General features: G+C 66.1%; 21 protein-coding genes. 10 read left to right on the top strand and 11 right to left on the bottom strand.

Annotation, left to right across the window (positions count from 1 at the left end):
• Positions 1-69 precede the first annotated feature (69 nt).
• Positions 70-924: a S26 family signal peptidase gene (locus FZP69_RS00850; protein ID WP_240137568.1), complete on the bottom strand. Its 855-nt coding sequence runs from the start codon at positions 922-924 to the stop codon at positions 70-72.
• Positions 925-1,384: 460 nt separating this feature from the next.
• Between FZP69_RS00850 and FZP69_RS00845 the strand changes: the two genes are divergently transcribed.
• Entirely contained in the window at positions 1,385-3,031 is a 1,647-nt protein-coding gene (locus FZP69_RS00845; protein ID WP_152039508.1) for a DNA-directed DNA polymerase II small subunit, read from the top strand.
• A gap of 184 nt (positions 3,032-3,215) precedes the next feature.
• Here FZP69_RS00845 and FZP69_RS00840 read toward each other — a convergent pair whose 3' ends face one another.
• A complete protein-coding gene (locus tag FZP69_RS00840; RefSeq protein WP_152039507.1) occupies positions 3,216-3,653 on the bottom strand; it encodes a hypothetical protein in 438 nt (145 codons plus the stop codon).
• 206 nt (positions 3,654-3,859) lie between these two features.
• On the opposite strand from FZP69_RS00840, the gene FZP69_RS00835 reads away from it, so the two are divergent.
• Together FZP69_RS00835 and FZP69_RS00830 are read left to right on the top strand one after the other, a co-directional pair.
• Positions 3,860-5,044 carry an aspartate kinase gene (locus FZP69_RS00835; protein WP_152039506.1) on the top strand — a complete coding sequence of 395 codons (1,185 nt, stop codon included), beginning with the start codon at positions 3,860-3,862 and terminating at the stop codon, positions 5,042-5,044.
• Positions 5,045-5,445: 401 nt separating this feature from the next.
• The gene (locus FZP69_RS00830) at positions 5,446-6,078 is read left to right on the top strand and encodes an IS6 family transposase (protein WP_152039505.1); all 633 of its coding nucleotides are present in this window, start codon (positions 5,446-5,448) and stop codon (positions 6,076-6,078) included.
• 86 nt (positions 6,079-6,164) lie between these two features.
• Here FZP69_RS00830 and FZP69_RS00825 read toward each other — a convergent pair whose 3' ends face one another.
• The 4 genes from FZP69_RS00825 to FZP69_RS00810 all read right to left on the bottom strand — a co-directional run bounded on the left by FZP69_RS00825 (position 6,165) and on the right by FZP69_RS00810 (position 8,970).
• The gene (locus FZP69_RS00825) at positions 6,165-6,572 is read right to left on the bottom strand and encodes a VOC family protein (RefSeq protein ID WP_152039504.1); all 408 of its coding nucleotides are present in this window, start codon (positions 6,570-6,572) and stop codon (positions 6,165-6,167) included.
• Between the two features lie 3 nt (positions 6,573-6,575).
• Positions 6,576-7,403, bottom strand: a complete 828-nt coding sequence (locus tag FZP69_RS00820; RefSeq protein ID WP_152039503.1) for an SDR family oxidoreductase — start codon at positions 7,401-7,403, stop codon at positions 6,576-6,578.
• Positions 7,404-7,573: 170 nt separating this feature from the next.
• The gene (locus FZP69_RS00815) at positions 7,574-8,086 is read right to left on the bottom strand and encodes a (2Fe-2S)-binding protein (RefSeq protein WP_152039502.1); all 513 of its coding nucleotides are present in this window, start codon (positions 8,084-8,086) and stop codon (positions 7,574-7,576) included.
• On the bottom strand, positions 8,083-8,970 hold the full coding sequence (locus FZP69_RS00810; protein ID WP_192918410.1) for an FAD binding domain-containing protein: 888 nt from the start codon (positions 8,968-8,970) through the stop codon (positions 8,083-8,085). Before FZP69_RS00810 ends, FZP69_RS00815 begins: the two co-directional genes overlap by 4 nt.
• Before the next feature lie 179 nt (positions 8,971-9,149).
• On the opposite strand from FZP69_RS00810, the gene FZP69_RS00805 reads away from it, so the two are divergent.
• A complete protein-coding gene (locus FZP69_RS00805) occupies positions 9,150-11,534 on the top strand; it encodes a xanthine dehydrogenase family protein molybdopterin-binding subunit (RefSeq protein ID WP_152039500.1) in 2,385 nt (794 codons plus the stop codon).
• 121 nt (positions 11,535-11,655) lie between these two features.
• Here FZP69_RS00805 and FZP69_RS00800 read toward each other — a convergent pair whose 3' ends face one another.
• The 3 genes from FZP69_RS00800 to FZP69_RS00790 all read right to left on the bottom strand — a co-directional run bounded on the left by FZP69_RS00800 (position 11,656) and on the right by FZP69_RS00790 (position 13,710).
• Positions 11,656-12,105, bottom strand: coding sequence for a CoxG family protein (locus tag FZP69_RS00800; RefSeq protein WP_152039499.1), 450 nt, complete (start codon positions 12,103-12,105; stop codon positions 11,656-11,658).
• A 136-nt stretch (positions 12,106-12,241) separates the two neighbouring features.
• Positions 12,242-13,066 carry a carbon-nitrogen hydrolase family protein gene (locus FZP69_RS00795; RefSeq protein ID WP_152039498.1) on the bottom strand — a complete coding sequence of 275 codons (825 nt, stop codon included), beginning with the start codon at positions 13,064-13,066 and terminating at the stop codon, positions 12,242-12,244.
• The gene (locus tag FZP69_RS00790; RefSeq protein ID WP_152039497.1) at positions 13,063-13,710 is read right to left on the bottom strand and encodes a cyclase family protein; all 648 of its coding nucleotides are present in this window, start codon (positions 13,708-13,710) and stop codon (positions 13,063-13,065) included. The genes FZP69_RS00795 and FZP69_RS00790 overlap by 4 nt, the downstream gene beginning before the upstream one ends.
• Before the next feature lie 168 nt (positions 13,711-13,878).
• On the opposite strand from FZP69_RS00790, the gene FZP69_RS00785 reads away from it, so the two are divergent.
• Complete coding sequence (locus tag FZP69_RS00785) at positions 13,879-16,194, top strand: xanthine dehydrogenase family protein molybdopterin-binding subunit (RefSeq protein ID WP_152039496.1); 2,316 nt, start codon at positions 13,879-13,881, stop codon at positions 16,192-16,194.
• A gap of 190 nt (positions 16,195-16,384) precedes the next feature.
• On the opposite strand, the gene FZP69_RS00780 is transcribed toward FZP69_RS00785, so the two are convergent.
• Positions 16,385-16,888, bottom strand: coding sequence for a (2Fe-2S)-binding protein (locus FZP69_RS00780; RefSeq protein WP_240137407.1), 504 nt, complete (start codon positions 16,886-16,888; stop codon positions 16,385-16,387).
• A complete protein-coding gene (locus tag FZP69_RS00775) occupies positions 16,885-17,757 on the bottom strand; it encodes an FAD binding domain-containing protein (protein ID WP_152039495.1) in 873 nt (290 codons plus the stop codon). Before FZP69_RS00775 ends, FZP69_RS00780 begins: the two co-directional genes overlap by 4 nt.
• 168 nt (positions 17,758-17,925) lie before the next feature.
• Here FZP69_RS00775 and FZP69_RS00765 point away from each other — a divergent pair, with 168 nt between their 5' ends.
• The 5 genes from FZP69_RS00765 to FZP69_RS00745 are packed head-to-tail and all read left to right on the top strand — an operon-like array spanning position 17,926 to position 22,678.
• The gene (locus FZP69_RS00765) at positions 17,926-19,329 is read left to right on the top strand and encodes an ABC transporter substrate-binding protein (RefSeq protein ID WP_192918409.1); all 1,404 of its coding nucleotides are present in this window, start codon (positions 17,926-17,928) and stop codon (positions 19,327-19,329) included.
• A 5-nt stretch (positions 19,330-19,334) separates the two neighbouring features.
• Complete coding sequence (locus FZP69_RS00760) at positions 19,335-20,201, top strand: branched-chain amino acid ABC transporter permease (protein ID WP_152039493.1); 867 nt, start codon at positions 19,335-19,337, stop codon at positions 20,199-20,201.
• Positions 20,198-21,235 carry a branched-chain amino acid ABC transporter permease gene (locus tag FZP69_RS00755; RefSeq protein ID WP_152039492.1) on the top strand — a complete coding sequence of 346 codons (1,038 nt, stop codon included), beginning with the start codon at positions 20,198-20,200 and terminating at the stop codon, positions 21,233-21,235. The genes FZP69_RS00760 and FZP69_RS00755 overlap by 4 nt, the downstream gene beginning before the upstream one ends.
• Positions 21,228-21,980 (top strand): ABC transporter ATP-binding protein, encoded by a 753-nt coding sequence (locus tag FZP69_RS00750; protein ID WP_152039491.1) that lies wholly within the window; start codon positions 21,228-21,230, stop codon positions 21,978-21,980. The genes FZP69_RS00755 and FZP69_RS00750 overlap by 8 nt, the downstream gene beginning before the upstream one ends.
• Positions 21,980-22,678 carry an ABC transporter ATP-binding protein gene (locus FZP69_RS00745; RefSeq protein ID WP_152039490.1) on the top strand — a complete coding sequence of 233 codons (699 nt, stop codon included), beginning with the start codon at positions 21,980-21,982 and terminating at the stop codon, positions 22,676-22,678. Before FZP69_RS00750 ends, FZP69_RS00745 begins: the two co-directional genes overlap by 1 nt.
• Positions 22,679-22,776 lie beyond the last annotated feature (98 nt).

Genomic DNA, 22,776 nt, shown 5'->3' with positions numbered 1-22,776 from the left:
CGTCGTCACTCCCGTGGTTTCGGTCGTCGCCACTCCCGAACACCACGGGCTACTCGCCCGCACCGTGTCTTACCCCGCCGCGACGGCTCCGTGCGGTGTGGTTCCAGCCCACGCGGTCTCCGGTCCGGTCTCGACCGTCCCGACTCGCGTCCCGATCTGACCCACTCCGTCCCGGTCTCTCGCTTGGTCTTTCGCATCGAAGGGGACGTCCGGCTCGATCTCGGTCGTCGTCGGTCCCGTCGCTCTTGTCGGCGGACGCGCGACGCCGAGCAGCAGTCCGGCCTCACGTCCTCGGACGGCGTCGGCGAGTCCGAGCCGGACCCACCCGAGGTACGGAATACGAACCCGGGCGATCCCGGTCACCCACGCCGGCCTGACCGGCGCGGCGATCCCCGAGGCCTGATCGTACCGGCCGTTCGCGTCCCCCTTTGTGATGAAGCCGGCGTGGGGGGCGGGGCAGTTGAGGAGTTCGCGACAGCTGTCGGCCGACACGAACTCGGGGTCTGCTCGGTCGAACCAGTTCTCCCCCTCCTCGACGTAGAACTCGGCGCGGTGGATGATCGGCGGCCCACCCTGTCCCGGTTCGTCGTAGACGACCACCGATCCGGGACCGCCGAACGTCCGGTAGTCGACCTCTTGGCCGGTTGCAGCCGTGACGACCCCCGTGGTTCCGTGCGCCGCGTCGGGGGTGTACCGACCGGGTTCGGTGATGAAGACGAGATCACCCTTGTGCATATGTGGCTCCATGCTCCCCGATTCGACGGCCACCATCGGCGGCCAGACGCCGCTGATGCCGAACAGCAACAGCCCCACGAACAGGACGGCCCCGGCGCTCGTGGCGACCTCCCGCAGGAAGAACAGCGGTCCGGTCTCGGCGGTCCACAGCCTGTGAACGAACGACTCGTCCTCTTCCCGTCGGGGCACCGGATCGGGACGGGTCGACTCTCCACTTCCTGGCGGCGGTTCGCTGCCGCTTCGTGGTGTCGACACCGACCCGGTCTCGTCGCCACCGTCGCCTGCTGTCGGTGTCGGATCGGTCTCGGTCTCACGCTCTCGATTCGACCGATCCGTCGACTCTGTCAGGTCTGTCGACTCTGTCAGATCTGCCGAGTCCGTCGACTCTCCGACGTCCGGATCCGGCGGTGGGGTGGAGGGAGGTGTGGATGGGGAGTCGGCCTCGTCGTCCGGCGAGGACCGACTGCCCTCATCGGCGGTCATCACCTCCCGTACTGTCGCCCCGGCTTTCAACCTTCTGGGTCTTCGGTCGCTCCTGCGCCACGACCCGGTGAGACGACGGCGACGAGACGGTTCACGGACCACCGATCCGGCCGTCGGTCGGTCCAGTCTCCGGCACGCTTTTCTCACACCCTCTCCACCTGCAGGTGTGCCGCTGGAGACGACGACGCGGATCGTCCGGGAGCTGGCTCGCCACGGCTACAACGCCGACAGAACGGCGGTCACCCTCATCGCGAACGCCGACGACCCGTCCCGAACCCTCGCGGCGGCCGTTGAGACGGCTCCCGACGGCGCGCTCCGGATCACGTCCGATCACGTTCGGTCGGTTCTCGACGCCGACACCTCGACGGCTCCCGATCCACCGGGTACTCTCGGCGGTGTCGACGACGGCGTCGAGCGTACCAGGACCGTGGACGGCGGCGTCGAGGCCGACGACGGCGGGGGGAGTGGAACGTCCGAGCCCCCCACTCCCGCCCCGCCGAACCCCTCTGTTTCGACTGGAAATTCCTCGGCAGAGTCGGCGAATTCTGCCGAACGAGTTCCAGTTGAAACGGAGGAGAGATCGGGGAGCCGGACCCGAGATCGGAGCCCCCGATCGGTCACGATCGAGGGCGACATCACGGGACAGTCGACCGGCACCGGAGAGTACGACGACTTCGTCGACGTCTTCCGTGACCGATACGAGCGCCTGTCGAAGCTCCTCCGCGGACGTGTGAACCACAGACCGGCGACGGCGATCCAGGAGATGCCCGGCCGGAGCGACGCGGAGATGATCGGGCTGGTGAACGACGTCCGCTCGACGGCGTCGGGCCACTGGATCGTCGAACTGGAGGACACGACCGGGGTGTTTCCGTGTCTCGTCATGAAGGACAAGGAGATCGCCGACCACGTCGAAGAACTGCTCCTCGACGAGTGCGTCGCCGTGTCGGGCACGCTCTCGGACGACGCGGGCGTCCTGTTCGTCGACGATCTGTACTTCCCGGACGTCCCCCGGAGCCACCGTCCCTCGACCGCCGACCGCCACGTTCAGGCGGCGCTCATCTCGGACGTCCACGTCGGGAGCCAGGAGTTCGTCGCCGACGCGTGGTCGGCGTTCGCCGACTGGCTCCACACCGAGGAGGCCGACCACGTCGAATACCTGCTCGTCGCCGGCGACATGGTCGAGGGCGTCGGCGTCTACCCGAACCAGGACGAGGAACTGGACATCATCGACATCTACGACCAGTACGAGGCGTTCGCGGAGTACCTCAAGGAGGTGCCGGGCGACGTGGAGATCGTGATGATCCCGGGCAACCACGACGCCGTCCGTCTCGCCGAACCCCAGCCGGCGTTCGACGAGGAGCTCCGGGAGATCATGTCCGCACACGACGCGCGGATCACGGGCAACCCCTCGACCGTGACGATCGAGGGCGTCTCGGTGCTCATGTACCACGGCGTGTCGCTCGACGAGGTGATCGCCGAACTCCCGACGGAGAAGGCGAGCTACGACGACCCACACACGGCGATGTACCAGCTCCTGAAGAAGCGGCACGTCGCCCCACAGTTCGGTGGTCGCAACCGCCTCGCTCCGGAGGAGAAGGACTACCTCACGATCGACTCGGTCCCCGACGTCTTCCACACGGGGCACGTCCACAAACTCGGTTACGGGAAGTACCACGACGTCCTCGCGGTGAACTCGGGCTGCTGGCAGTCACAGACCGCGTTCCAGAAGTCGGTCAACATCGATCCCGACGTGGGCTACGCGCCAATCGTCGATCTCGACACGCTGAACCTGTCGGTCCGCAAGTTCACCTGACCGCTTCGGGCCGTCTTCGATCCGTTCGCCTTCTCGACCCTTCCGTGCCGTCTCCTCGACCCTCTTGCTCTCTTTCGGACCCCCTCTGTGCCGTCTCCTCGACCTTCTGTGCCCTCTTTCAGGCCCCCTCTGGACTGCCTTCGACGACCGTCCGTTCGGACCCGGACCGCTCCGTCCCGCCTCCTCACTCCCGTTGCTTCGGATCGAGTCGGTACTTCACCGTCTCCTGTCCGCCGAACGTCGGTCCCCGTCCCACTTCCCCGAATCCGGTGTTTTCGACCGCCGACCGGAGCGACGCGTCGTCGACTTCGACGAACAGTTCGACGGTCATCCGCTCGTTGGTCGCGAAGCGGATGGGCTCGCCGAGGAGTCGTTCGCAGGCGTCTGTGGTCCCACCGAGCTGGGTCACGTACACGGTGTCCTCGCGGGCGTCGAAACTGACGAATCCGAGGATGTTCTCCGGGCTCTCGCCGTCGACATCGGCGTGCGGCCCCGACTCGTCCCGGTTGATGGCCACGCGAACCGTCCGGTCGTGGACGACGTTGCGCATCACGTCGGCCGGCGCGTCGACGATTGCAGCCAGGTCGTCGGCGTCCGCCTCGACCGCATCGCGGACGTGCATAGTCCGAGTTGTCCTCGTGTGAGTATAAATCTCCGTCGGCAGCTCGCCGCCGACTCGATCCCTCGTAGCGGTGCCGGTCCGATTCCGTGACGGGATCGATCCGGCTCCGAAGTGGACACAGTTATACTGGACCCTGTGTTAGTCGCCGGCATGTTTGCGCAGTCTCTCTGTGACGGATCGACGCACCGAGCGGCGGGGGCGAGACGGTGCGCGTAGTCGCGAAGTTCGGGGGCACGTCCCTCGGGAGCGGCGACCGGATCAACCGGGCGGCCGACTCCGTCGCTGCCGCCGTCGAACAGGGCCACGAGATCGCCGTCGTGGCGAGCGCGATGGGGTCGACGACCGACGACCTCCTTGACGAGATCAAGTTCGAAGCAGACGACAGGGACAAAGCGGAGATCGTCTCGATGGGCGAACGCACGTCGGTCCGGATGCTGAAGGCCGCGCTCTCCTCGCGGGGCGTTGAGGCGAAGTTCCTCGAACCGGGGAGCGACGAGTGGCCGGTCATCACCGACGAGTACGGCGAGGTCGACGTCGCCGAGACCACGAAACGCGCGGCGAAACTCGCCGCCGAACTCGACGAGGTCGTGCCGGTCATCACCGGCTTTCTCGCCCAGACCGCGGACGGCACTGTCACCACGCTCGGTCGCGGCGGCTCCGACACCACGGCGGTGATGATGGGCAAGTACATGGACGCCGACGAGGTCGTCATCGTCACCGACGTTGAGGGCGTCATGACTGGCGACCCGCACGTCGTCGAGGGGGCCCGGAACGTCGGTCGCATCACGGTCGACGAACTCCGGAACCTCTCCTTTCGCGGGGCCGAGGTCGTCGCCCCCTCCGCACTCTCGTACAAGGACGCCGACCTGAACGTCCGCGTGGTTCACTACCAGCACGGCGACCTCCTCACGGGGGGAACGCTCGTCGAGGGGGAGTTCCAGAACCTCATCGACATGGAGGACAACCCCCTGTCGTGTATTACGGTCGCGGGACGGGCGATCCGCAACCGACCGGGGATTCTCGCCGAACTCGCTCAGGCGCTCCGGGAGGCGGAGGTCAACATCGACTCCGTCGCCAGCGGGATGGACTCCATCACGTTCTACGTCGGCACCGACGACGCCGAACTCGCCGAGACCGTCCTTCACGAACGGGTCGTCTCGGACGAGACGCTCTCCTCCGTGACCGTGGAGGACGACATCGCCGTCGTCCGCGTCACCGGCGGCGAACTCCCCAACCGACCCGGCATCATCCTCGAGATCGTCCAGCCGATCGCCGAAGCCGGCATCAACATCCACGACGTCATCACCAGCGCGACGTCGGTCGCCATCTTCGTCACCTGGGGGGACCGCGAGGAGACGCTCCGTATCATCCAGCAGGAGTTCCAGGGCTGACGTCGACACGTCGCGGTCGGGGTCGACGAAGCCCCAGCGTCGTGCCGACGTAACGCCGACGCAGTCGGCCCGACGTTAGGATAAGGATCAGCAAAGCCACCCATCCGTTCGGTCTGTGTATCCTTCGGGAGTTGTCAGAAATGCTGTGCGAGATACAGGGCGCGTGTCGCGCACCAGACTCCGTGTCGTCATCTTACGAGAAGTCCGAGATCAGAATCCATCGTAGCGAACGTATACCTCGTGAACTCTTCTGACTGGTTTCGACGACGCTCGCGACTGTTTTTTTGACACGATAGCGAAAACAGCGAGCATGGCTGCGATTATCGCAAACCCGAACACACTGACTGTCGCAAAAAGGTCATGTTAAGTCAGGAGCGAGGCGGTCGAAGTTCGAATATCTCGTGCCCGAATTCGACCGTTTCAGCCGAAACGCCGAGTGGATCGACTTGGAGGTCGTGGAGCGACAGCGGACACCCGAGCTCGCGATTCAAGTGGGTATTCAGCTTCACTCCTCGGAACTATCGGTCTCAAATACCAAACAACATTTCGAGAGGTTGGGTATCGAGAGAAGTCGAACAGCGATTCACGATTGGGTACAGAAAGCCGATCTACAGCCCGACAGTGACGTCGAACCGAATCAGAGTGCGGTTGACGAAACGCTGATCCGCGTCAACGGCCAGCGTCACTGGCTGTTGGCGGCGGTCGATCTCGATACGAACCAATTCCTCCATGTTCGGCTGCTTCAGACGCGGACGACGCAACTCACCGTGCCGTTCCTTCGTGAACTCCGCGAGAAACAGCAGGTCTCGGACGTGACGTTTCTCGTCGACGACGTACACCATCTCAAGAACGCACTCGACCGATTCGACCTTCGATTTCGCGTGTGCCGCCGTGGAAATCGGAACGCCGTCGAACGTATCTTTCATGAGGTAAAACATCGAACCTCTTCGTTCTCAAATACGTTCTCGAACGCGCAGTCACCGACCGCCGAATCGTGGCTGCAAGCCTTCGCCGTCCGGTGGAATCGATGCTAAAGCTGACACGACCCTCCATCCTCGCCCTGAAGGCGAGGCTTTCGCCTCGAATCTTCCGCAATCCCGACGCCCGGACCGGACGTCTCTCACGTCCGCTCGACCAGTTCGACCTGGAATCCACCGGTGTACCGCTCTTCGACGAAGATGATGCGTGCGTCGCCCGCGCCCGTAATCGGGGCGTCGCTCTGGAACGTGACACCATCCTCACGCAGGGCGGCGACCGCGGCGTCGATGTCGGGAACCCGGTAGGCGACGTGTTGGTACCCGGGGCCGGCCCGCTCGAGGAACGTCTTCACGTTCCCCGGGCCGGTCGGCTCGAGGAACTCGAGGTAGACACCGTCGAAGTCGAGGAAGACGGCACGGATGTTGTACTCGTCGAGGACCTCGTCGATGACGACGGGGACGCCCGCCCGCTCGAAGAACGCGGCGGCGCCGTCAGCGTTCCAGGTCGGGGCTCCGATGTGGTCGATCCGCGTGAATCGGACGTCGTCCATCGCTCAGTCCAGGTCGCGGCTCGCGGCGCGGATGGTGTCGAACTCCAAGAGCGCTTTCTCCTGGCCGCCGTCGACGTCGATGACGCCGCCGTTGACGAAACTGGCCGCCTCGCTGGCGAGGAAGGCGACGACCGTCGCCACCTCTTCTGGCGTACAGATGCGACCGAGTGGGATCGAGTTCTCTGCGACCCGCATCGCCTCGTCGAACGTCAGGTCCTGTTCTTCGGCCATGATCTCGACGAGATAGTCCCATCGCTCCGTGGCGACGGGGCCGGGATTGACGGCGTTGACCCTGACGCCCTTGCGGCCGTACTGCTTTGCGAGTGCCTCGGTGAAGTTGATGTCGGCGGCGTTCGCCGCGCCCGGTGCGAGCTCGCCGGGGCTCGGCTTGGTGCCGTCGTTCCCGATGAGGTTCACCACCACGCCCCCGCTCTCGACGACGTGCGGCATCGCCTCCGTGGTGGTCCTGACGTGTCCCATCAGTTTGAGGTCGAGCGCCTGATACCAGTCGTCCTCGTCGAGGTTCTCGAGGATGCCGCCGGGTGCGCTGCCGGCGTTGTTCACCAGGACGTCGATACCGCCGTAGTGGTCGACGACCGCCTCGACGAACGCCGCCGCGTCATCGCGTTTCGTGAGGTCCGCGGTGACCGCGAGACACTCGACGCCGTGTGTCTCCTCGATCTCGTCGGCCGCCTCGGTCAGGGGGCCCTCACTCCGCGCGCAGATGGCGAGGTTCGCCCCTTCCTCGGCGAGCTGGTTCGCGATGGCGTTTCCGATTCCTTTGCTCCCACCCGTGACGACCGCCGTCTTTCCAGCTAACCCTAGTTCCATGTCTGTGTCACGTCCCCACTATCTGAGGTATGGTATATAAATATCCATGGTACCTCGAGACACGGTGACAGATGTCGGGCGTGTGACGGCCGCTACCGGCCGCTCACGGGATCGGGTGCTCACACACAGTCGCCGCGACGTGGGCCGCGACTGTGCCGGGAGCGACGCCGTCAGTCGTCGCCGCGCGCGGACTCGACGGTCGTCTCTTCGAGCCGTTCCGCCGCGTAGCGCACGGAGTCGTATATCTTGGTGTAGCCGGTACAGCGGCAGAGGTTCCCCTTGACGCCGTCCTGAATCTCCTCGCGGGTCGGGTTCGGGTTCTCCTCGAGCAGCGAGACGGCCGTCATCGCCATCCCCGGCGTGCAGTAGCCACACTGCATCCCGAACTTCTCGATGAACCCCTGCTGGACCGGGTGGAGGTCGCCGTCGTCGCCGGCGTGGTCCGCCAGGCCCTCGATGGTGACCACCTCGCAGCCCTCGGCCTGTCCCGCGAGCCGCTGACAGGACTTCGTCGCCTTGCCGTCGACCAGCACCGTACACGCGCCGCATTTGCCCGTCTCACAGCCGCGTTTCGTTCCCGTCAGTTCGAGCCCTTCGCGGAGGAGTTCCGAGAGCGGGGCCATCGGCCGGACCGCCACCTCCTTGCGCTCGCCGTTGACCGTCAGCCCGACGTTCATGCTCATGCTCCCTCCTCTGCCCGCTCGGCCGCGGTACGGAGGGTCTTCGTGGCGAGGTTACTCGCGATGCGGTTCTTGTAGTCGACGGAGGCGTGCTCCTCGGGAACCGGCTCCGTGAACTCCGGGATGCGGTCGGCGACTGCACGCTGGTGGTCGGCGTCGTGGGGGTCGCTCCCGACCAGTTCGTCCTCGAGCTCGGTCAGGCGTAGCGGCGTCGGACCCATCGCACCGACGCAGAGCCGTGCCTCCTCTACTGTGTCGGCGGCATGGTCGACCGTCAGCCGAGCGGCGACGTTGACGAGTGACATATCGCCGCGTCGCCAGGCGAACTTCTCGAAGGCGACGCCAGCGTTCGGGCCGGGGTCGGGGACGTCGACGGCGACGACGATCTCGTGCGGTTGCAACACCGACACGTAGGGGCCGAAGTAGAACTCGTCGATGGGAACCCGGTCAGTGGTCTCACCGTCGCCCGTGTAGGTGACCTCGGCGTCGAGGACGGTCATCGTCGGGGGGTAGTCCAGCGACGGGTCGGCGTGCGCCACCGATCCCCCGATGGTCCCCCAGTTGCGGACCTGTCTGTCGCCGATTTCCTTGGCCGTCTCCGGGAGCGCACGGTACGGCGTCTCGAGGAGGTCGGCCTCGATGAGCTCACGGTGGGTCACCAGCCCACCGAGGTGGAGCCCCCCGTCGTCGATCTCGACCTCGTCGTAGCCATCGACGTTCGAGATGTCGACGAGGTGGTCGCGGTCTATCATCCCCTGCCGGATGAGCGGCATCAGGCTCTGCCCACCGGAGACGAGCACCGCGTCGTGCTCGCGCAGGAGCGCCGTCGCCTCCGCGATGTCTGAGGGCCGATGGAATCGGCGCTCGGTACTCTGCTCTGTTGCCATGCGATAGCGGGCTTTTCGGGTGAACGCATATAATTCTATGTGACGTCGGACCATGGGTCATCGACTCACAGGTGTTCGCCGCGGCCGTCTCGGCACCTTCTCCACCCGAGAGCGTGGCCCGACCGTGTCCGGCCAGCGGTCGCCTAGAATTATATACGAACCGCCGCAACGGGTGTGCTATGAGCCAGCAAGAACCAGTGGTCGACCAGCGGGACGACTCCGGACCCGATGCGGAGACCTCCGTGGTCGGCTCCTCGCGTCGCCGTCTCGACGCGGTGAGTAAAATAATCGGCGAGGCGGAGTACACCTACGACATCGACCAGCCCCGGATGCTGCACGTCGAGACGGTCAAGAGCCCCCACTCGCACGCCCGTATCCTCGACATCGACGTGAGCGCCGCCGAGTCGATGACCGGGGTACAGGCCGTCGTGACGGGCGAGGACGTGCCCGACCACCGGTTCGGTGCTGGCATACACGACGAGCGCATCCTTCCGCGGGAGAAGGTCCGCTTCGTGGGCGAACCGGTCGTCGCCATCGCGGCCGAAACCGAGACGCTCGCCCGGGACGCTGCCGACGCCGTCGAGGTCGAGTACGAGAAACTGCCGGCCGTCTTCGACACGCGTGAGGCGCTCTCGACGGACCCGCCCTCCGTCGTCCACGAGGGGTTGGGCGACTACGAGCAGAGCGGGGTGCTCGAACCCCGCCTGGACCCCGACCGCCCGAATCTTCACGCGAACCACCGTATCCGAACGGGCGACACCGACGCGGGGTTCGACGCGGCCGACGGCGTCTACGAGGGGTCGTTCTCGACGGGGATGATGCACCACGTCCAGATGGAACCGCACGTCAGCGTCGCCCGGTGGAGCGCCGACGGCGAACTCCGCGTGTGGACCTCGACGAACACGACGTACCGCGTGAAGAACATGCTCGCCACCGCGTTCGGCGTCTCCTCCTCGAAGGTCAACCTGACTGTTCCCTACGTCGGCGGGAGTTTCGGCGGGAAGGAGGGCGTCACGGAGCCCATCGCGGCGGCGGTGGCCCAGCACACCGACGGGCGACCGGTGAAACTCGCCTTCTCCCGACAGGACCAGTTCATCGAGGGAACCTACCGGACGCCGTTCGAGATCGACCTGAAGCTGGGGCTCACCGAGGAGGGCGACATCACGGCGATGGAGGTCGAGGCGTACCTCGGCGGCGGTGCCTACGCGGGGACCGGCTTCCTGGTCACGCGGAACTGCGGGTTCGCCGCCGTCGGCACCTACGACGTTCCCAACCTCACGTTCGACTCCTACGGCGTGTACACGAACCTGCCCATCGCCGGCTCCTTCCGCGGGTTCGGCAACTCACAGCTCATCTTCGCCATCGAGTCGCTGCTCGAGGACGCGGCGCTGGACCTCGGCCTCGACCCGGTCGACGTCCGCGAGCGGAACACGATGGAGACCGGCGACGAGAACCCCGCGGGCGAGACGATGAAGGCGATGGGTGCCAAGGAGTGCCTCCGACGCGCGGCACGAGCGGTCGACATGGAGAACCGCGACCGCGACAGCGACGACGACGAGTGGATTCGGGGCGTGGGCCTCGCGCAGGGCAGCAAGTACAGCATGGCCCCGACGGCCTCGTCGGCGTTCGTGAAGGTCCACGACGACGGGCGTATCGAGGTGCGGACCACGGCAGAAGAGATCGGAACCGGATCGATGACGGTGCTCGCACAGATCGCCGCCGAGGAGTTCGGCGTCGACCTCGACGACGTGCGCGTCCTCAAAGGCGACACGGAGGTGACGCCCTACGACGACGGCTCTATCTCGAGTCGGCTGACGTTCAACACCGGCAACGCCGTCCGGAAGGCCTGCATCGACGCCAAGGAACAGCTGTTCCAGCACGCGGCGGTGAAACTCGACGCCGACGCGGAGGACCTCGCGACGGCGGGCGGAGAGGTGTACGTCAAGGGCGAACGCGACCGTTCTGTCACGATGGAGGACCTCTACGAGCCGACGGTGTTCGGCGGCGGCGGGTTCCTCAAAGAGGGTGGCGAAATCCTCGGCAAGGCGACCTGGGTCTCGCCCGTCGAGAACGTCGACCCCGAGACGGGCCGCGGCGACCGCCTGACGGCGTTCTACACTCACGGGGCGCAGGCGTGTGACCTCGAGATCAACCGTTACACGGGCGAAGTCCGGTTCAACTCGTTCGTCTCCGTGTACGACGTCGGTCGGGCCATCAACCCGAAGATGGTCGAAGGCCAACTGGAAGGAGGCATCAGCATGGGCATCGGTTCGACGCTCTACGAGGAGCTCACCCACGACAACGGCCGCATCGAGAACGCCAACCTGCTCGATTACAAGGTGCCGTTCTCGACCGAACACCCCCTCGAGGTCCACACCGAAATCGTCGAGACGTACGACGAGGAGGGACCGTACGGCGCGAAGGGCGTCGGTGAGGCCGTCCTCATCCCGAGCGCGGCGGCGATCGGCAACGCCATCAAGGACGCGACGGGGTCGCGGCTGACGGGCATACCCTTCACGCCCGAGGAGATTCTCGACGCTGTCGAGTCCGACGATCGAGACTGAGGCGGTGACGCGGGAGCGTCGTTCGCCTCGAACAGCCCGGTTCTCTCGCGGGGAATCGAAGACGCTAGTTCGCTCGGAAGACGCCGATGCGTTCGCGAGCGCGTCGCTCCGCGGATCTGGGCTACGCGTCGCCCAGTCCGGCCTGGATGTTTTCGACCGTCTTGTTGGTCTGGCGCTGGCCGACGCTCTTGACGATGCGACTCCCCATGTTCATCACGCGGCCGGTCACGTCGACCGTGTTGCGGTACTCGACGTCCGTCCCGCCGTCGTCGCGGGGCGTCATCCACATCTCGCCGGTCGCCTCCATTCGGCTATCGCCCTCCTCGGCGTTGCCCGTGATGTGGACCTTCAGGTACTCCTCCTCGTCCTGTTCGAGGATCTCGACGTTCGTGTCGAACGTCGCCGAGATGTACGAGATCTCGATGCCGATCGTCGCCGTGTAGTGCGACTCGTCTATCACCTCGACGTCCTGGCAGTTCGGGATACAGGACGACAGCTCCTCGGGGTCGAGCAGGAACGCCCAGGTCTCTTCGGGACTGGCGGCGACGCTAAATTCACCTTCGAACTCCATCGTGCCACCAATTACCAACCGCCTTCTTAATTCTTCGCCTCACCCGCGTGGCTAGCGAACCGTGCGACCGTCCACGGAAAAACACACCCTAAGCCCGTGTTTTATTGTGGATGAGTTGTCAATTGTCTCGTCGCCGTCAGAGGTCGTTCAAGTCCGGAAGAAGTTCAGCACGAACGTCGTTTAGGTGTTTCGTTGTCCGTCTGACGTCTTGTACCAGGTCCGGGTCGACCGTCGTGAGGAGCGTGTCGGGGTCGGCGTCGAGCGTCTGGAGTTCGCGTCCCGTGGGGTCGATGGCCGTCGAGAGCCCGAAGTGGCTCTCGCCCCGTTCGGTGCCCGCGCGGTTGACACCGACGACGTAGATGGAGTTCGAGACGGCGATGCCGGTGAGTTCGCCGACCCAGACGCTCTCGCGGTTCTCGTCGCCGAAACTGCAGGTCGGGACGAAGACGACGTCGGCGCCGCGGAGCGCCGCGACCCGAGCGATTTCCGGGAAGTGGCGGTCGTAACAGATCATCACGGCGATCGTGAGCCCGCCGACGTCGAACACCGGCACACCGAGGTCGCCCGGCGCGAAGTAGTACTTCTCGTGATAGCCCGGACGCTCGAACGGGTGCATTTTCCGGTACGTTCCGACGATTTCGCCGTCGGTGTCGACGACGACTGCCGTGTTGTAGTAGCGGCCGCCGGGCTGTCCCTCCTCGAAGATGGGCGCGACGACCGCGGTGTCGATGTCGGCGGCGGTCTCCCGTATCTCGTCGACGAACGGACTGTCGACGGGGACGGCCAGCGAGAACGCCTCGCTGTCCTGTTCGGCGGGAAAGTACGGGGTCGCGAAGTATTCGGGGAGACAGGCAACGTCGGCGGCAGCGGCCGTCTCGCGGAGCGTCGTCATCGCGCGTTCGAGGTTCTCCTCGGGCGTCGCGTCGGGGCCCGCCTCGAACTGGACTGCTGCGACCTTCATTCGTGGTCCTCGACGACGAACACACGTGCTGGCGCGCCGTCGCCGTTCTTCAGCCGCATCGGAACGACCCACGTGGTGAACTCGTCGGGCAGGCCGTCGCAGTTGACGACGTTCTCGACGATGACCTTGTCGGCCTCGAGGAGCGTGTAGTGGTTCCGATAGCCTTGGTCGCCAGGGTCGATGGCTGCGTCGGTGATGAGGCCACGCGCACCGGTGTCGACGACGTACTCGGCGATCTCCTCGGCGTAGTACGGGTTGTCGCCGTAGAACCGCTGGGTGTTGACGTGCTCGTCGGCCCAGCCCGTGTGGACGAAGAGGAACTCGCCCTCCTCGACGTCGCTCGGGAGTCGCTCTCGCACCTGGTCGAGCGTTATCTCCGCGTTGGGTTCGGACACGTCGCGTACGTCGGCCCGCTTCGTGTGGCGGATGGTCTCCTCGAGTTCGATGTCGCCGATGCGGCGACCGTCGGCGTCGAAGTGATACGGCGCGTCCATGTGGGTGCCGATGTGGGTGGTGGTCGCCATGAAGTCGCTCTCGTAGTTCGACTCCTCGTGGCGAACGACGCGCCCCTGTCGGAAGGTCGGGAGCTTCGGCGGCACGCTGGTCTCTTCGTCTACCCTGATCGTCAGGTCTCGGATCCGCATACGAGTCTCGTGTGTGGCACGGATACAAATAGCTTGCAGAGGGACCGCCCACAACGAGGCGACGCTGAAGACGGGCGTGCGACCGGCCCGCGGAGGGACTCTCGGTGACGAGGCGGGTACAGCGTCTCGGCGGTAAGTATAATATCTGCCGTCCGAACCGTGTGTGATATGAGTCACCAGGAGACAGCCGACCAGCGGACTGACTCCGAGCCGCGGGGCCCGGTGGGCGAGCGGGAGCGGCGGGTCGACGCGCTCGGGAAGGTGACCGGCGACACCGACTACACCGCGGACCTCCCCTTCGACGACCTCCTGCACGCGTCGCTGGTCCGCAGCAGCGAGGCCCACGCGCTGGTCACCGGCATCGATCCCACCGACGCGCTCGAGACGGACGGCGTCGTCGACGTGGTTCTCCCCGAAGACATCCCGGGCGAGCCCAACATCGGCGTCATCACGCCGGACCAGCCGATCCTCAACGGCGAGAAGGTCCGGTATCTCGGCGACCCCGTCGCGATCGTCGTCGCCGAGGACGAACTCACGGCTCGACGCGCCGCCGATCGGGTCGAGATCGAGTACGAAAAGCTCTCCGCGGCGCTCACGCCCGGGGAGGCGACCGACGCTGACGCCGAGCCGATTCACGAGTCGGGGAACGTCATCGACGAGTACGCCTACAGCCGTGGCGACCCCGACGCCGCGTTCGGGAACGCCGACGTCGTCGTCGAGGAGTCCTACCAGTCGTCGATGATCGACCACGTGCCGCTCGAACCCGAGGCCGCGGTCGCGCGACGGGCGTACGACGACACCGTCGAGGTGTGGACCAGCACCCAGCACCCACACGGCGACCGCGCGAACGTCGCCCGCGTGCTGGGCATCAGAGAGCGCGACATCGAGGTGACTCGGCCCGCCGTCGGCGGCGGCTTCGGCTCGAAACTCGAACACAACCAGCCCTGTTATGCGGCGCTGGCGGCGTGGGTCACGGGGCGTCCCGTCAGAGTCCGGTACAAGCGCGACGACGAGTTTCAGGGAACGGTCAAGCGCAACACCCTCACACTCGAGTACCGCATCGCCGCGGACGAGGACGGACGGCTCCGGGCGGTCGACGCCGACGTGACCGTCGACGGCGGGGCGTACGCTTCCTTCTCCAGTGCGGTCGCCGTCCGCTCGATGGTCCACTGCACCGGCCCGTACCACGTCGACACGGTCCGCTCGTCCGGACGAGCCGTCTACACGAACAAGCCGTGGGGCGGCGCGATGCGCTCGTTCGACATGTTCCAGACGACGTTCGCCATCGAGTCGACGCTCGACCTCGTCGCCGAGGAGCTCGGAATCGCGCCCATCGAGCTCCGTCGGCGGAACGCCTTCGACGGGTCGCGCCCGGCCGCGACGACCGGGCAGGAGATCGAGGCCGCGGGCCTGCCCGAGACCATCGAGGACGTCGCCGAGGCGCTCGACGAGCTGACCGTCGAGCAACCGGCGGACCCCACCAGGCACCGCGGTGTCGGCGTCGCCTCGATGTGGTACGGCTGCGGGAAGACGGGGCATCACCACCCCTCCAGCGCCTTCTGTGAGATACACGCCGACGGGACCGCGACCGTCCAGAGCGCCGTCTCGGAGGTCGGCCAGGGGTCGGACACGGCGCTGACGCAGATCGCCGCCGAGACGCTCGGCCTCGCGATCGAGGACGTCCGCTTCGTCGCCGACAGCACCCACGCCCCCGAGGCGGGCAAGACCTCCGCGAGCAGACAGACCTACGTCTCCGGCAACGCCATCAGGGAGGCCGCGACCGACGCGCTCCGGACGGTCCGTACCCACGCTGTCGACCTCTTCGCGAGCAAGTTCGACGTCAGCGTGGCGCCCGACGACGTCGTCGTCGAGGACGGGACCGTCCGCGCCGAGGGGCACGAAATCGCCTTCGAGGAGGTGACCCGCTCGTGCGTCCACGAGGGGTTGCTCATGACGGGGATGGGAACCTGTCGCCCGCTGTTCGACTTCGACCTCGAGACGTTCGAGGGGAGTCCGTACCCGACGTTCTCCTTTGCGACTCACGGCGTCGTCGTGGAGGTCGACGTCGAGACGGGAACCGTCGAGGTCGAGACCATCGTCGCCTCCCACGACGTCGGCCGGGCGATCAACCCGGCGCTCGTCGAGGGACAAATCGAGGGCGGTGCCGTCATGGGGATGGGCCACACACTGATGGAGAAGGTCGACTTCGACGGCCAGGGCCAGATTCTCAACGCGTCACTGATGGACTACCACATCCCGACGAGCCTCCACACGCCGAGCATCGACTGCCACCTCGTCGAGTCCTCCCTGGAGGAGTCGGGACCGTTCGGGGCGAAGGGCGTCGGCGAATCGGCGCTCATCCCCATCGGGCCGGCCATCGCCAACGCCGTCGCCGATGCCACCGGCGCGCGCCTCACGGAACTGCCGCTCTCGCCCAACCGGGTGGTCTCGGCACTGTCGCACGATCTCGTCTGGGGAGAGTGACGCGGCGGCGGTCCCACTCCCTGGGACTGTCGGCTGCTGGTTCGGAACGAATCGCTGTCGTCGTGGAAAGTGGGTCGCCGTCGTCGAGAGTGGGACGCCGTCGTCGAGAGTGGGTCGCTGTCGTGGAAAGTGGGTCGCCGTCGTCGAGAACGAGTCGTCGGGTCGCGGGGTCGCGGTGGTGCCGCCCGACTTACTCCAGCCTGTCCGCGGCGTCCTCGACAGCGTCGAAAATCTTCGTGTAGCCGGTGCACCGGCAGAGGTTCCCCTTCAGTTCGTCGCGAATCTCCTCGCGCGAGGGGTCGGGGGTCTCGGAGAGCAGTGCGACGGTCGTCATCACGAACCCCGGCGTGCAGTAGCCGCACTGGAGGCCGAAGCAGTCGATGAACGCGTCCTGTACGGGGTGTAACTCGCCGTCGGTGGCGAGCCCTTCGATCGTCGTCACGCTGGTCTCGGCGGCCTGGTGTGCGGGGACGAGACAGGACTTCACGGCCTGCCCGTCCTTGAGCACGGTGCAGGCGCCGCACTTGCCGACCTCGCAGCCGTCCTTCGTCCCGGTGAGGCCGTTCGCCCTGAGTGCGTCCCGTAGCGACTGTCCCGCTTCGACGGACAGCGCCCGGTCCTCGTCGTTCAGCGTGAGCACGATCTCGTCACCCAGCGCGGCGCTCGAGTCGGCGCTGGCGTCGTCGGTACTCACGCTCGCACCTCCGGGCCGGCGGACCGCTCCGCAGCCGTCGTCAGCGCCCGCTTCGTCAACACGCGGAAGACGTGGTCGTTGTAGGCCTCGTCGTAGTCGCCGACGTCGCCGACGTTGTCGAGGCTGTCGACGATCCCGTCGGCGGCCCGCGCGACGTCGTCGCGGGTGAGGGTGCCGGTGAGCCCGGCTTCGACCGTCTCGGGCGCGCGTCTCGGGACCGGCGCTCCGGCGCAGTACGCCACTCGCACCGCCGTGAAGCCGTCGCCGTCTTCGTCGGGGAGACAGAGCGCGGCCACGCCCGCTTCCGAGAAGCCGCCGGGAGTCCGCGCGTGCTTGGCGAACGCACCGCCCGCGCCCGGCGGCGGCCGATGGACGTCGACGCGCGTCACGAGTTCGTGCGGTGCGAGCGAGGTGAAGTAGAAGTCGATGAAGAACTCGTTGATGTCGTGGGTCCGCTCCGACTCACCGTCGGAGATGACGACGTCCGTCCCGTAACACTGCAGCGCCGGCGGGAGGTCCTGTGCGGGGTCGGCGTGGGCGACGCCGCCGCCGATGGTCCCGGCGTTTCTGACCTGCCGGTCGCCGATGGCCTCCAGAGAGTCGCGCAACAGCGGCAGGTCCGCACAGACGTCGTGTTCGAGGAGTTCCCGGTAGGTGACGAGCGCCCCGATTTCGATGGTGTCGTCGGTCACGGTCACGCCGGTGTCGAGTTCGTCGACGCGGGTGATGTCGACGAGCGCGTCGGGGGTAGCGATGTCCTGTCGGATGAGCGGCATCATGCTCTGCCCACCCGCGATGACCTTCGCTCCCTGCTCGGCCGACAGCAGTTCAGATGCCTCGGATAGCGACCCTGGTTGGTAATAGTTCACACAACCACCACCTGGAGGTGTGTCCGTCGAGAGGTGTTAAAACTACCGTTGACCCCTGAATCGGGGCCCTCCGTGGTGTGTCGAGCGTCGGCAGGTAGCCGTCGGGTGGAGGAGCGTGCTGTCGGCAACATTTATATATACTTAGTAAAAATCGTAGAGTCGTGACCTATGACAACGAATAGCAATCCGGACGACGAGAGACGAGTCCAGGGTCGTACCATCTCCCGACGTCGGACGCTCCGCAACCTCGGCATCGCAGGGGTCGGCGGAATGGCGGGACTCGCCGGGTGTACCGGCGGCGGTGGAGACGGCGGGAGCAGCGGTGACGGCGGTGGAGACGGTGGCGGCGGGAGCAGCGGCGACGGCGGCGACGGTGGTGAAGACGGTGGCGGAGAGGGCAGCGGCGGGAGCGACGGCGACGGTGGGTCGATGTCAGAGCCGATCACTATCGGCCTCCAGGCGGACCTGACGGGCGTCCTCGCCAGTTACGGGTTTTGGCACCAGCGTGTCCTCGAGGGGTACGTCGAGGAACTGAACAGCAACGGCGGTATCGCGGGCCGCGACGTCGAGCTGGTCGTCGAGGACACGGAGACGGACAGCAAACAGGGCGTACAGGCGATGCGGAAACTCGTCCAGTCGGAGGGTGCGGACTTCGTCATCGGGTCGCAGTCCTCCGGCGTGAGCATCGCGACGAACCCGCTCGCGAAGCAACTGAAGGTGCCGTACTTCCCCATCGGGGAGGCACCCTCTATCACCGGCGCTGACTCGAACCGCTGGGTCGTCCGGAACAACCACAGCACCGGTCACGCGGCCATCATCGCGGTCCAGTACGGGCTGGAGAACCTGGGGTCGAAGTGGACCATCATGTACCAGGATTACGCGTTCGGCCAGCAGTACCGCGACTGGGTCAAGCAGGAACTCGAGGAGTCCGACGGCGAGGTGCTGGCGGAGATCGCGGTGCCGGTCGGGACGAGCGACCTGAACTCGTATCTGAACAAGGTCCCCGACGACACCGAAGTGCTGTTCAACGCACTCGTCGGTCCGTCGGCGCTGAACTTCCTCAAGCAGAGTGCCGACCTCGGGACGCCGGGCTCGCGGCTCGGTCCCATCGCGTCCGTCGAGGGCGTCGACGTCAGCGGCCTCGACGAGGGGGCCGAAGGGGCGTCGTACGTCACCATGCTCCCACGCGAACAGTCGGAGTTCGACAACGAACACAACCGAACACTCAGACAGATCGCCAGGGTCGACTCGTCGGACGAGATACTCAACGGCGGGCACTACTTCGTCTCTTACGAGGCGTTGTCGTGGATCAGAGACGCCGTCGAGGCGACCGGCTGGGAGTCCGCTGACGGCAATCAGGCGTTCATCGAGTGGTTCGAGCAGGGCCCCTCGGTCGAACAGTCGGCGGCCTATCCGCAGGGGCCGAAGTTCTTCCGCGGGGAGGATCATCAGGCGTTCATGGACATGTTCATCGAGGAGATCTCCGACGGATCCCTCTCGGTGGTACAGAAAGTAGAGGTTGACAGCCCCACGTTCGACGTGCAGGCGAATCTCTCGAGCCAGTCGTTCTGAGCACGATGGCCCTCGAAAGCGACCTCGCTATCGCGCTGCTCAACGGGCTCACCTGGGGCATAACCATCGCGCTCATCGCGCTGGGGTTGAACCTCATCTTCGGTTTGCTCGAAATCGTGAACATGGCGCACGGAACGCTCTACATGCTGGGGGCGGTCATCGGCTGGTTCCTCATCGATGCGACCGGGAGTTTCTACGTCGCGCTGCTCTTAGCGCCGCTCCTAGTCGGCGTACTGGGACTCGGGATCGAGCGGGTAGTCCTCCGGCCCATCGAGGACGACATCTCGATAACGCTCATCGCGACGTTCGGCTTCCTGCTCATCTTCCAGCAGGTCGCGTTGCTGACGTTCGGACCGGGCACTCGGACGATCGAGGCACCGGTGACGGCGACGCTACAGTTCGCCGGGCTCTCGTACTCTGCGTACCGCATCATCGTCGCAATCGCAGCCATCGTCCTCATGGGGCTGCTGTATCTGTTCCTCATGCGGACGCGGACCGGGATGTGGATGCGCGGCGTCCGACAGGACCGTGAGACAGCCGGGGCCCTCGGCGTGCCGACCTCGAAGGTGTACATGCTCACCTTCGCGCTCGGCGCGATGTTCGCGGCACTCGCCGGCGTACTGCTCGCGCCCATCGTGAGCGTCAACCACCTCATGGGGCTGGACATCCTCGCGGTGGCCTTCATCGTCGTCATCGTCGGTGGTCTCGGCTCGCTACAGGGGGTGCTCGTCGCGAGCCTCGTCTACGCACTGCTCGAGAACTTCGGGGCGGTGTTCATCGCGCCAGTCGAGGCGCGCATCCTCACCCTCGTCATCATGATCGCCTTCGTACTCGTCCGTCCCGACGGCGTCTTCGAGGAGGGAGCGATATGAGCGTCGACGTCGAGACGCCACTGGGTCGACTCACCCCCCGGCACCTCCTCTGGGTAGCCATCGTCGTCGGTGCCGCGCTCGTCCCGATGTTCGCGGACCCCTTCGGACTGTTCCTGGGGGCGACCATCCTCGCGCTGGGCCTCTACGGCGCGGCGTTCGACCTGCTGTACGGGTACACGGGGCTCTTGTCGTTCGGTCACTCCGTGTTCTTCGGTGTCGGTGCCTACGCTGCGACGTTCGCCATCAACGACTACGGGATGGGCGCGTTCCTCGCGCTCCTGATCGCGTTCCTCGTGACCGGCGTCGTCGCCATCGGTCTCGGTCTCATCGCGGTGCGGGTCTCCTCGCACGGGTTCGTCATCGTGACGATTCTCATCGCGCTCATCGCACACCTCGCGGCCGCGTCGCTGACGGACATCACCGGCGGGACCGACGGTCTGACGGTCGTCGTGCCGCAGATAACGCTCCCGGGGCTGGGTTCGTACTCGCTGGTCGAACCCGTCTTCCGGTACTACTTCGTGCTCGCGCTACTGCTCGTCTCGCTCGCGGTGATGTACCGACTGGTCACGTCGCCGGTCGGCCTCGCGTTCCGGATGATTCGCGAGAACGAGACCCGCGCACAGATGCTCGGGTACAACGTGACGGTCTACAAACTCGGAGCGTTCATGGCCAGCGGCGCGTTCGCCGGCCTCGCTGGGGCGCTCTCGATGTTCATCACCGGCTTCGTGAGCGCGTCGGACTTCTCGCTCATCGTCTCCGGCGACGCGATCATCTTCACGCTCGTCGGCGGCCGTGGGACGCTGTTCGGCGCCGTGCTCGGTGCGGCGCTCATCGAACTCACCGCGAACCAGGTCAGCGAACTGACCGACGCCTACCCACTCTTCATCGGGGTGTTGCTCGTCGCGACGGCCGTCCTCGAACCCCAGGGGCTCCTCGGGCTGTGGACCCGCCTGAAGGATCGGCTCCTCGGCAGCGGCGGCGGCGGTGTCGCCGACGAGGACGTCGCAGGCCGGGAGGTGGCCGGGGATGAGTGACGCCGGTCCCGTCCTCCGGACGGAGGGACTGCGGAAGAGCTTCGGCGGATTCGTCGCGGTCGACGGCGTCGACTTCGAGCTCGCGCCGGGCGAACTCCGGGGTCTCATCGGCCCCAACGGTGCCGGCAAGACGACGTTCTTCAACATGCTCTCGGGGATGCTCGACCCGAGCCAGGGCACCATCTGGTTCAAGGGCGAAGACATCACCGATATGCCGCCACACCGGATAACGCGGCAGGGGATGTCGCTGGCGTTTCAGATCACGAGCGTCTTTCCCGACATGACCGTGATGGAGAACGTCCTCGGCGCACTCAACGGTCAGAAAGCCGCCCTCAACCCGCTGGGGAGTTACGCCGGCGACGTCGAGGGCAAGCGCCGTGCGATGGAGATCCTGACGCGTGTCGGGCTCGAGGACAACGCCGACGCGACCGTCGAGAACCTCTCACACGGCGACCAGAAGGTGCTGGAAATCGCCCTGGCGCTTGCCGGCGACCCGGACCTGCTCCTCTTGGACGAACCGACCGCGGGGCTGTCGGCGAGCGAGACACGGCAGGTGACGGGCCTCCTCGAGGAACTGCACGGCGAAATCACCATCATGCTCATCGAACACGACATGGACGTGGTGATGCGTCTGGCCGACACGCTCACCGTCCTGCACAACGGCCAAGTCATCGCGGAGGGGACGCCCGACGAGATACGCGAGAACGAACAGGTGAAAGAGGTCTACTTCGGGAGGGGTCACTGATGCTCTCCGTCGAGTCCATCAACACGTTCTACGACCGGAGTCATATCCTCCACGACGTGTCCTTCGAGGCGGGGGGTGACGAGGTGGTCGCCCTGCTGGGCCGCAACGGCGTCGGCAAGACGACGACGATGAAGTCCGTCATGGGGTTGACGCCGCCGCGGTCCGGTCGCATCACGTTCGAGGGCGAAGACATCACCGGCAACCGCTCGGACGATATCGCCAACCGTGGGATCGGCTACGTCCCGCAGAACCGGGGAATGTTCCCCAACCTGACCGTCCACGAGAACCTCAGGATGGGTCTCGGCACAGCGCCCCGGCAGGAGAGCCGATTCGAGGCCGTCTACGACCGCTTTCCCCGCGTGGAGGAACGCCTCAACCAGCGTGCCGGCACGCTCTCTGGCGGCGAACAGCAGATGGTCGCGATGGCCCGTGCCCTCGTGCGTGACCCGAAACTGGTGCTGATGGACGAACCGACTGAGGGGTTGATGCCGGCGCTCATCCCCGAGATAGCCGATATCACCCAGAACATCGCCGACGCGGGCTACGCTATCGTCCTCGTCGAGCAGAACGTCGACCTCGTGCTCGACATCGCCGACCGCGTCTACTTGATGGACAACGGCCGCATCCAAGAGCACGCGACGCCCGACCAGCTACGCGAGAGCGAGGAGATCCTCGAGCGGTACCTCGGGGTGCAGTGACGTGCGCCCCTCGAGACCGACACGGGAGCGGGACCCGCTCCCCAGCCGGTGCTGGCGGCCTCTCGACCGCCTTCGGCGAGGCCGCACGCTCTCAGTCC

The organism is Salinigranum salinum, assembly GCF_009176545.1.
Lineage (GTDB): Archaea > Halobacteriota > Halobacteria > Halobacteriales > Haloferacaceae > Salinigranum > Salinigranum salinum.
The sequence above is the reverse complement of the archived record's forward strand: the minus strand, read 5'-3'. Positions and strand labels throughout refer to the sequence as shown.

Bases quoted from the DNA above. Each gene is read 5' to 3' on its own strand.
- FZP69_RS00840 (WP_152039507.1), bottom strand. From the start codon at position 3,653: ATGCACGTCCGCGATGCGGTCGAGGCGGACGCCGACGACCTGGCTGCA.
- FZP69_RS00825 (WP_152039504.1), bottom strand. From the start codon at position 6,572: ATGGACGACGTCCGATTCACGCGGATCGACCACATCGGAGCCCCGACC.
- FZP69_RS00820 (WP_152039503.1), bottom strand. From the start codon at position 7,403: ATGGAACTAGGGTTAGCTGGAAAGACGGCGGTCGTCACGGGTGGGAGC.
- FZP69_RS00815 (WP_152039502.1), bottom strand. From the start codon at position 8,086: ATGAGCATGAACGTCGGGCTGACGGTCAACGGCGAGCGCAAGGAGGTG.
- FZP69_RS00810 (WP_192918410.1), bottom strand. From the start codon at position 8,970: ATGGCAACAGAGCAGAGTACCGAGCGCCGATTCCATCGGCCCTCAGAC.
- FZP69_RS00805 (WP_152039500.1), top strand. From the start codon at position 9,150: ATGAGCCAGCAAGAACCAGTGGTCGACCAGCGGGACGACTCCGGACCC.
- FZP69_RS00800 (WP_152039499.1), bottom strand. From the start codon at position 12,105: ATGGAGTTCGAAGGTGAATTTAGCGTCGCCGCCAGTCCCGAAGAGACC.
- FZP69_RS00795 (WP_152039498.1), bottom strand. From the start codon at position 13,066: ATGAAGGTCGCAGCAGTCCAGTTCGAGGCGGGCCCCGACGCGACGCCC.
- FZP69_RS00790 (WP_152039497.1), bottom strand. From the start codon at position 13,710: ATGCGGATCCGAGACCTGACGATCAGGGTAGACGAAGAGACCAGCGTG.
- FZP69_RS00785 (WP_152039496.1), top strand. From the start codon at position 13,879: ATGAGTCACCAGGAGACAGCCGACCAGCGGACTGACTCCGAGCCGCGG.
- FZP69_RS00765 (WP_192918409.1), top strand. From the start codon at position 17,926: ATGACAACGAATAGCAATCCGGACGACGAGAGACGAGTCCAGGGTCGT.
- FZP69_RS00760 (WP_152039493.1), top strand. From the start codon at position 19,335: ATGGCCCTCGAAAGCGACCTCGCTATCGCGCTGCTCAACGGGCTCACC.
- FZP69_RS00755 (WP_152039492.1), top strand. From the start codon at position 20,198: ATGAGCGTCGACGTCGAGACGCCACTGGGTCGACTCACCCCCCGGCAC.
- FZP69_RS00750 (WP_152039491.1), top strand. From the start codon at position 21,228: ATGAGTGACGCCGGTCCCGTCCTCCGGACGGAGGGACTGCGGAAGAGC.
- FZP69_RS00745 (WP_152039490.1), top strand. From the start codon at position 21,980: ATGCTCTCCGTCGAGTCCATCAACACGTTCTACGACCGGAGTCATATC.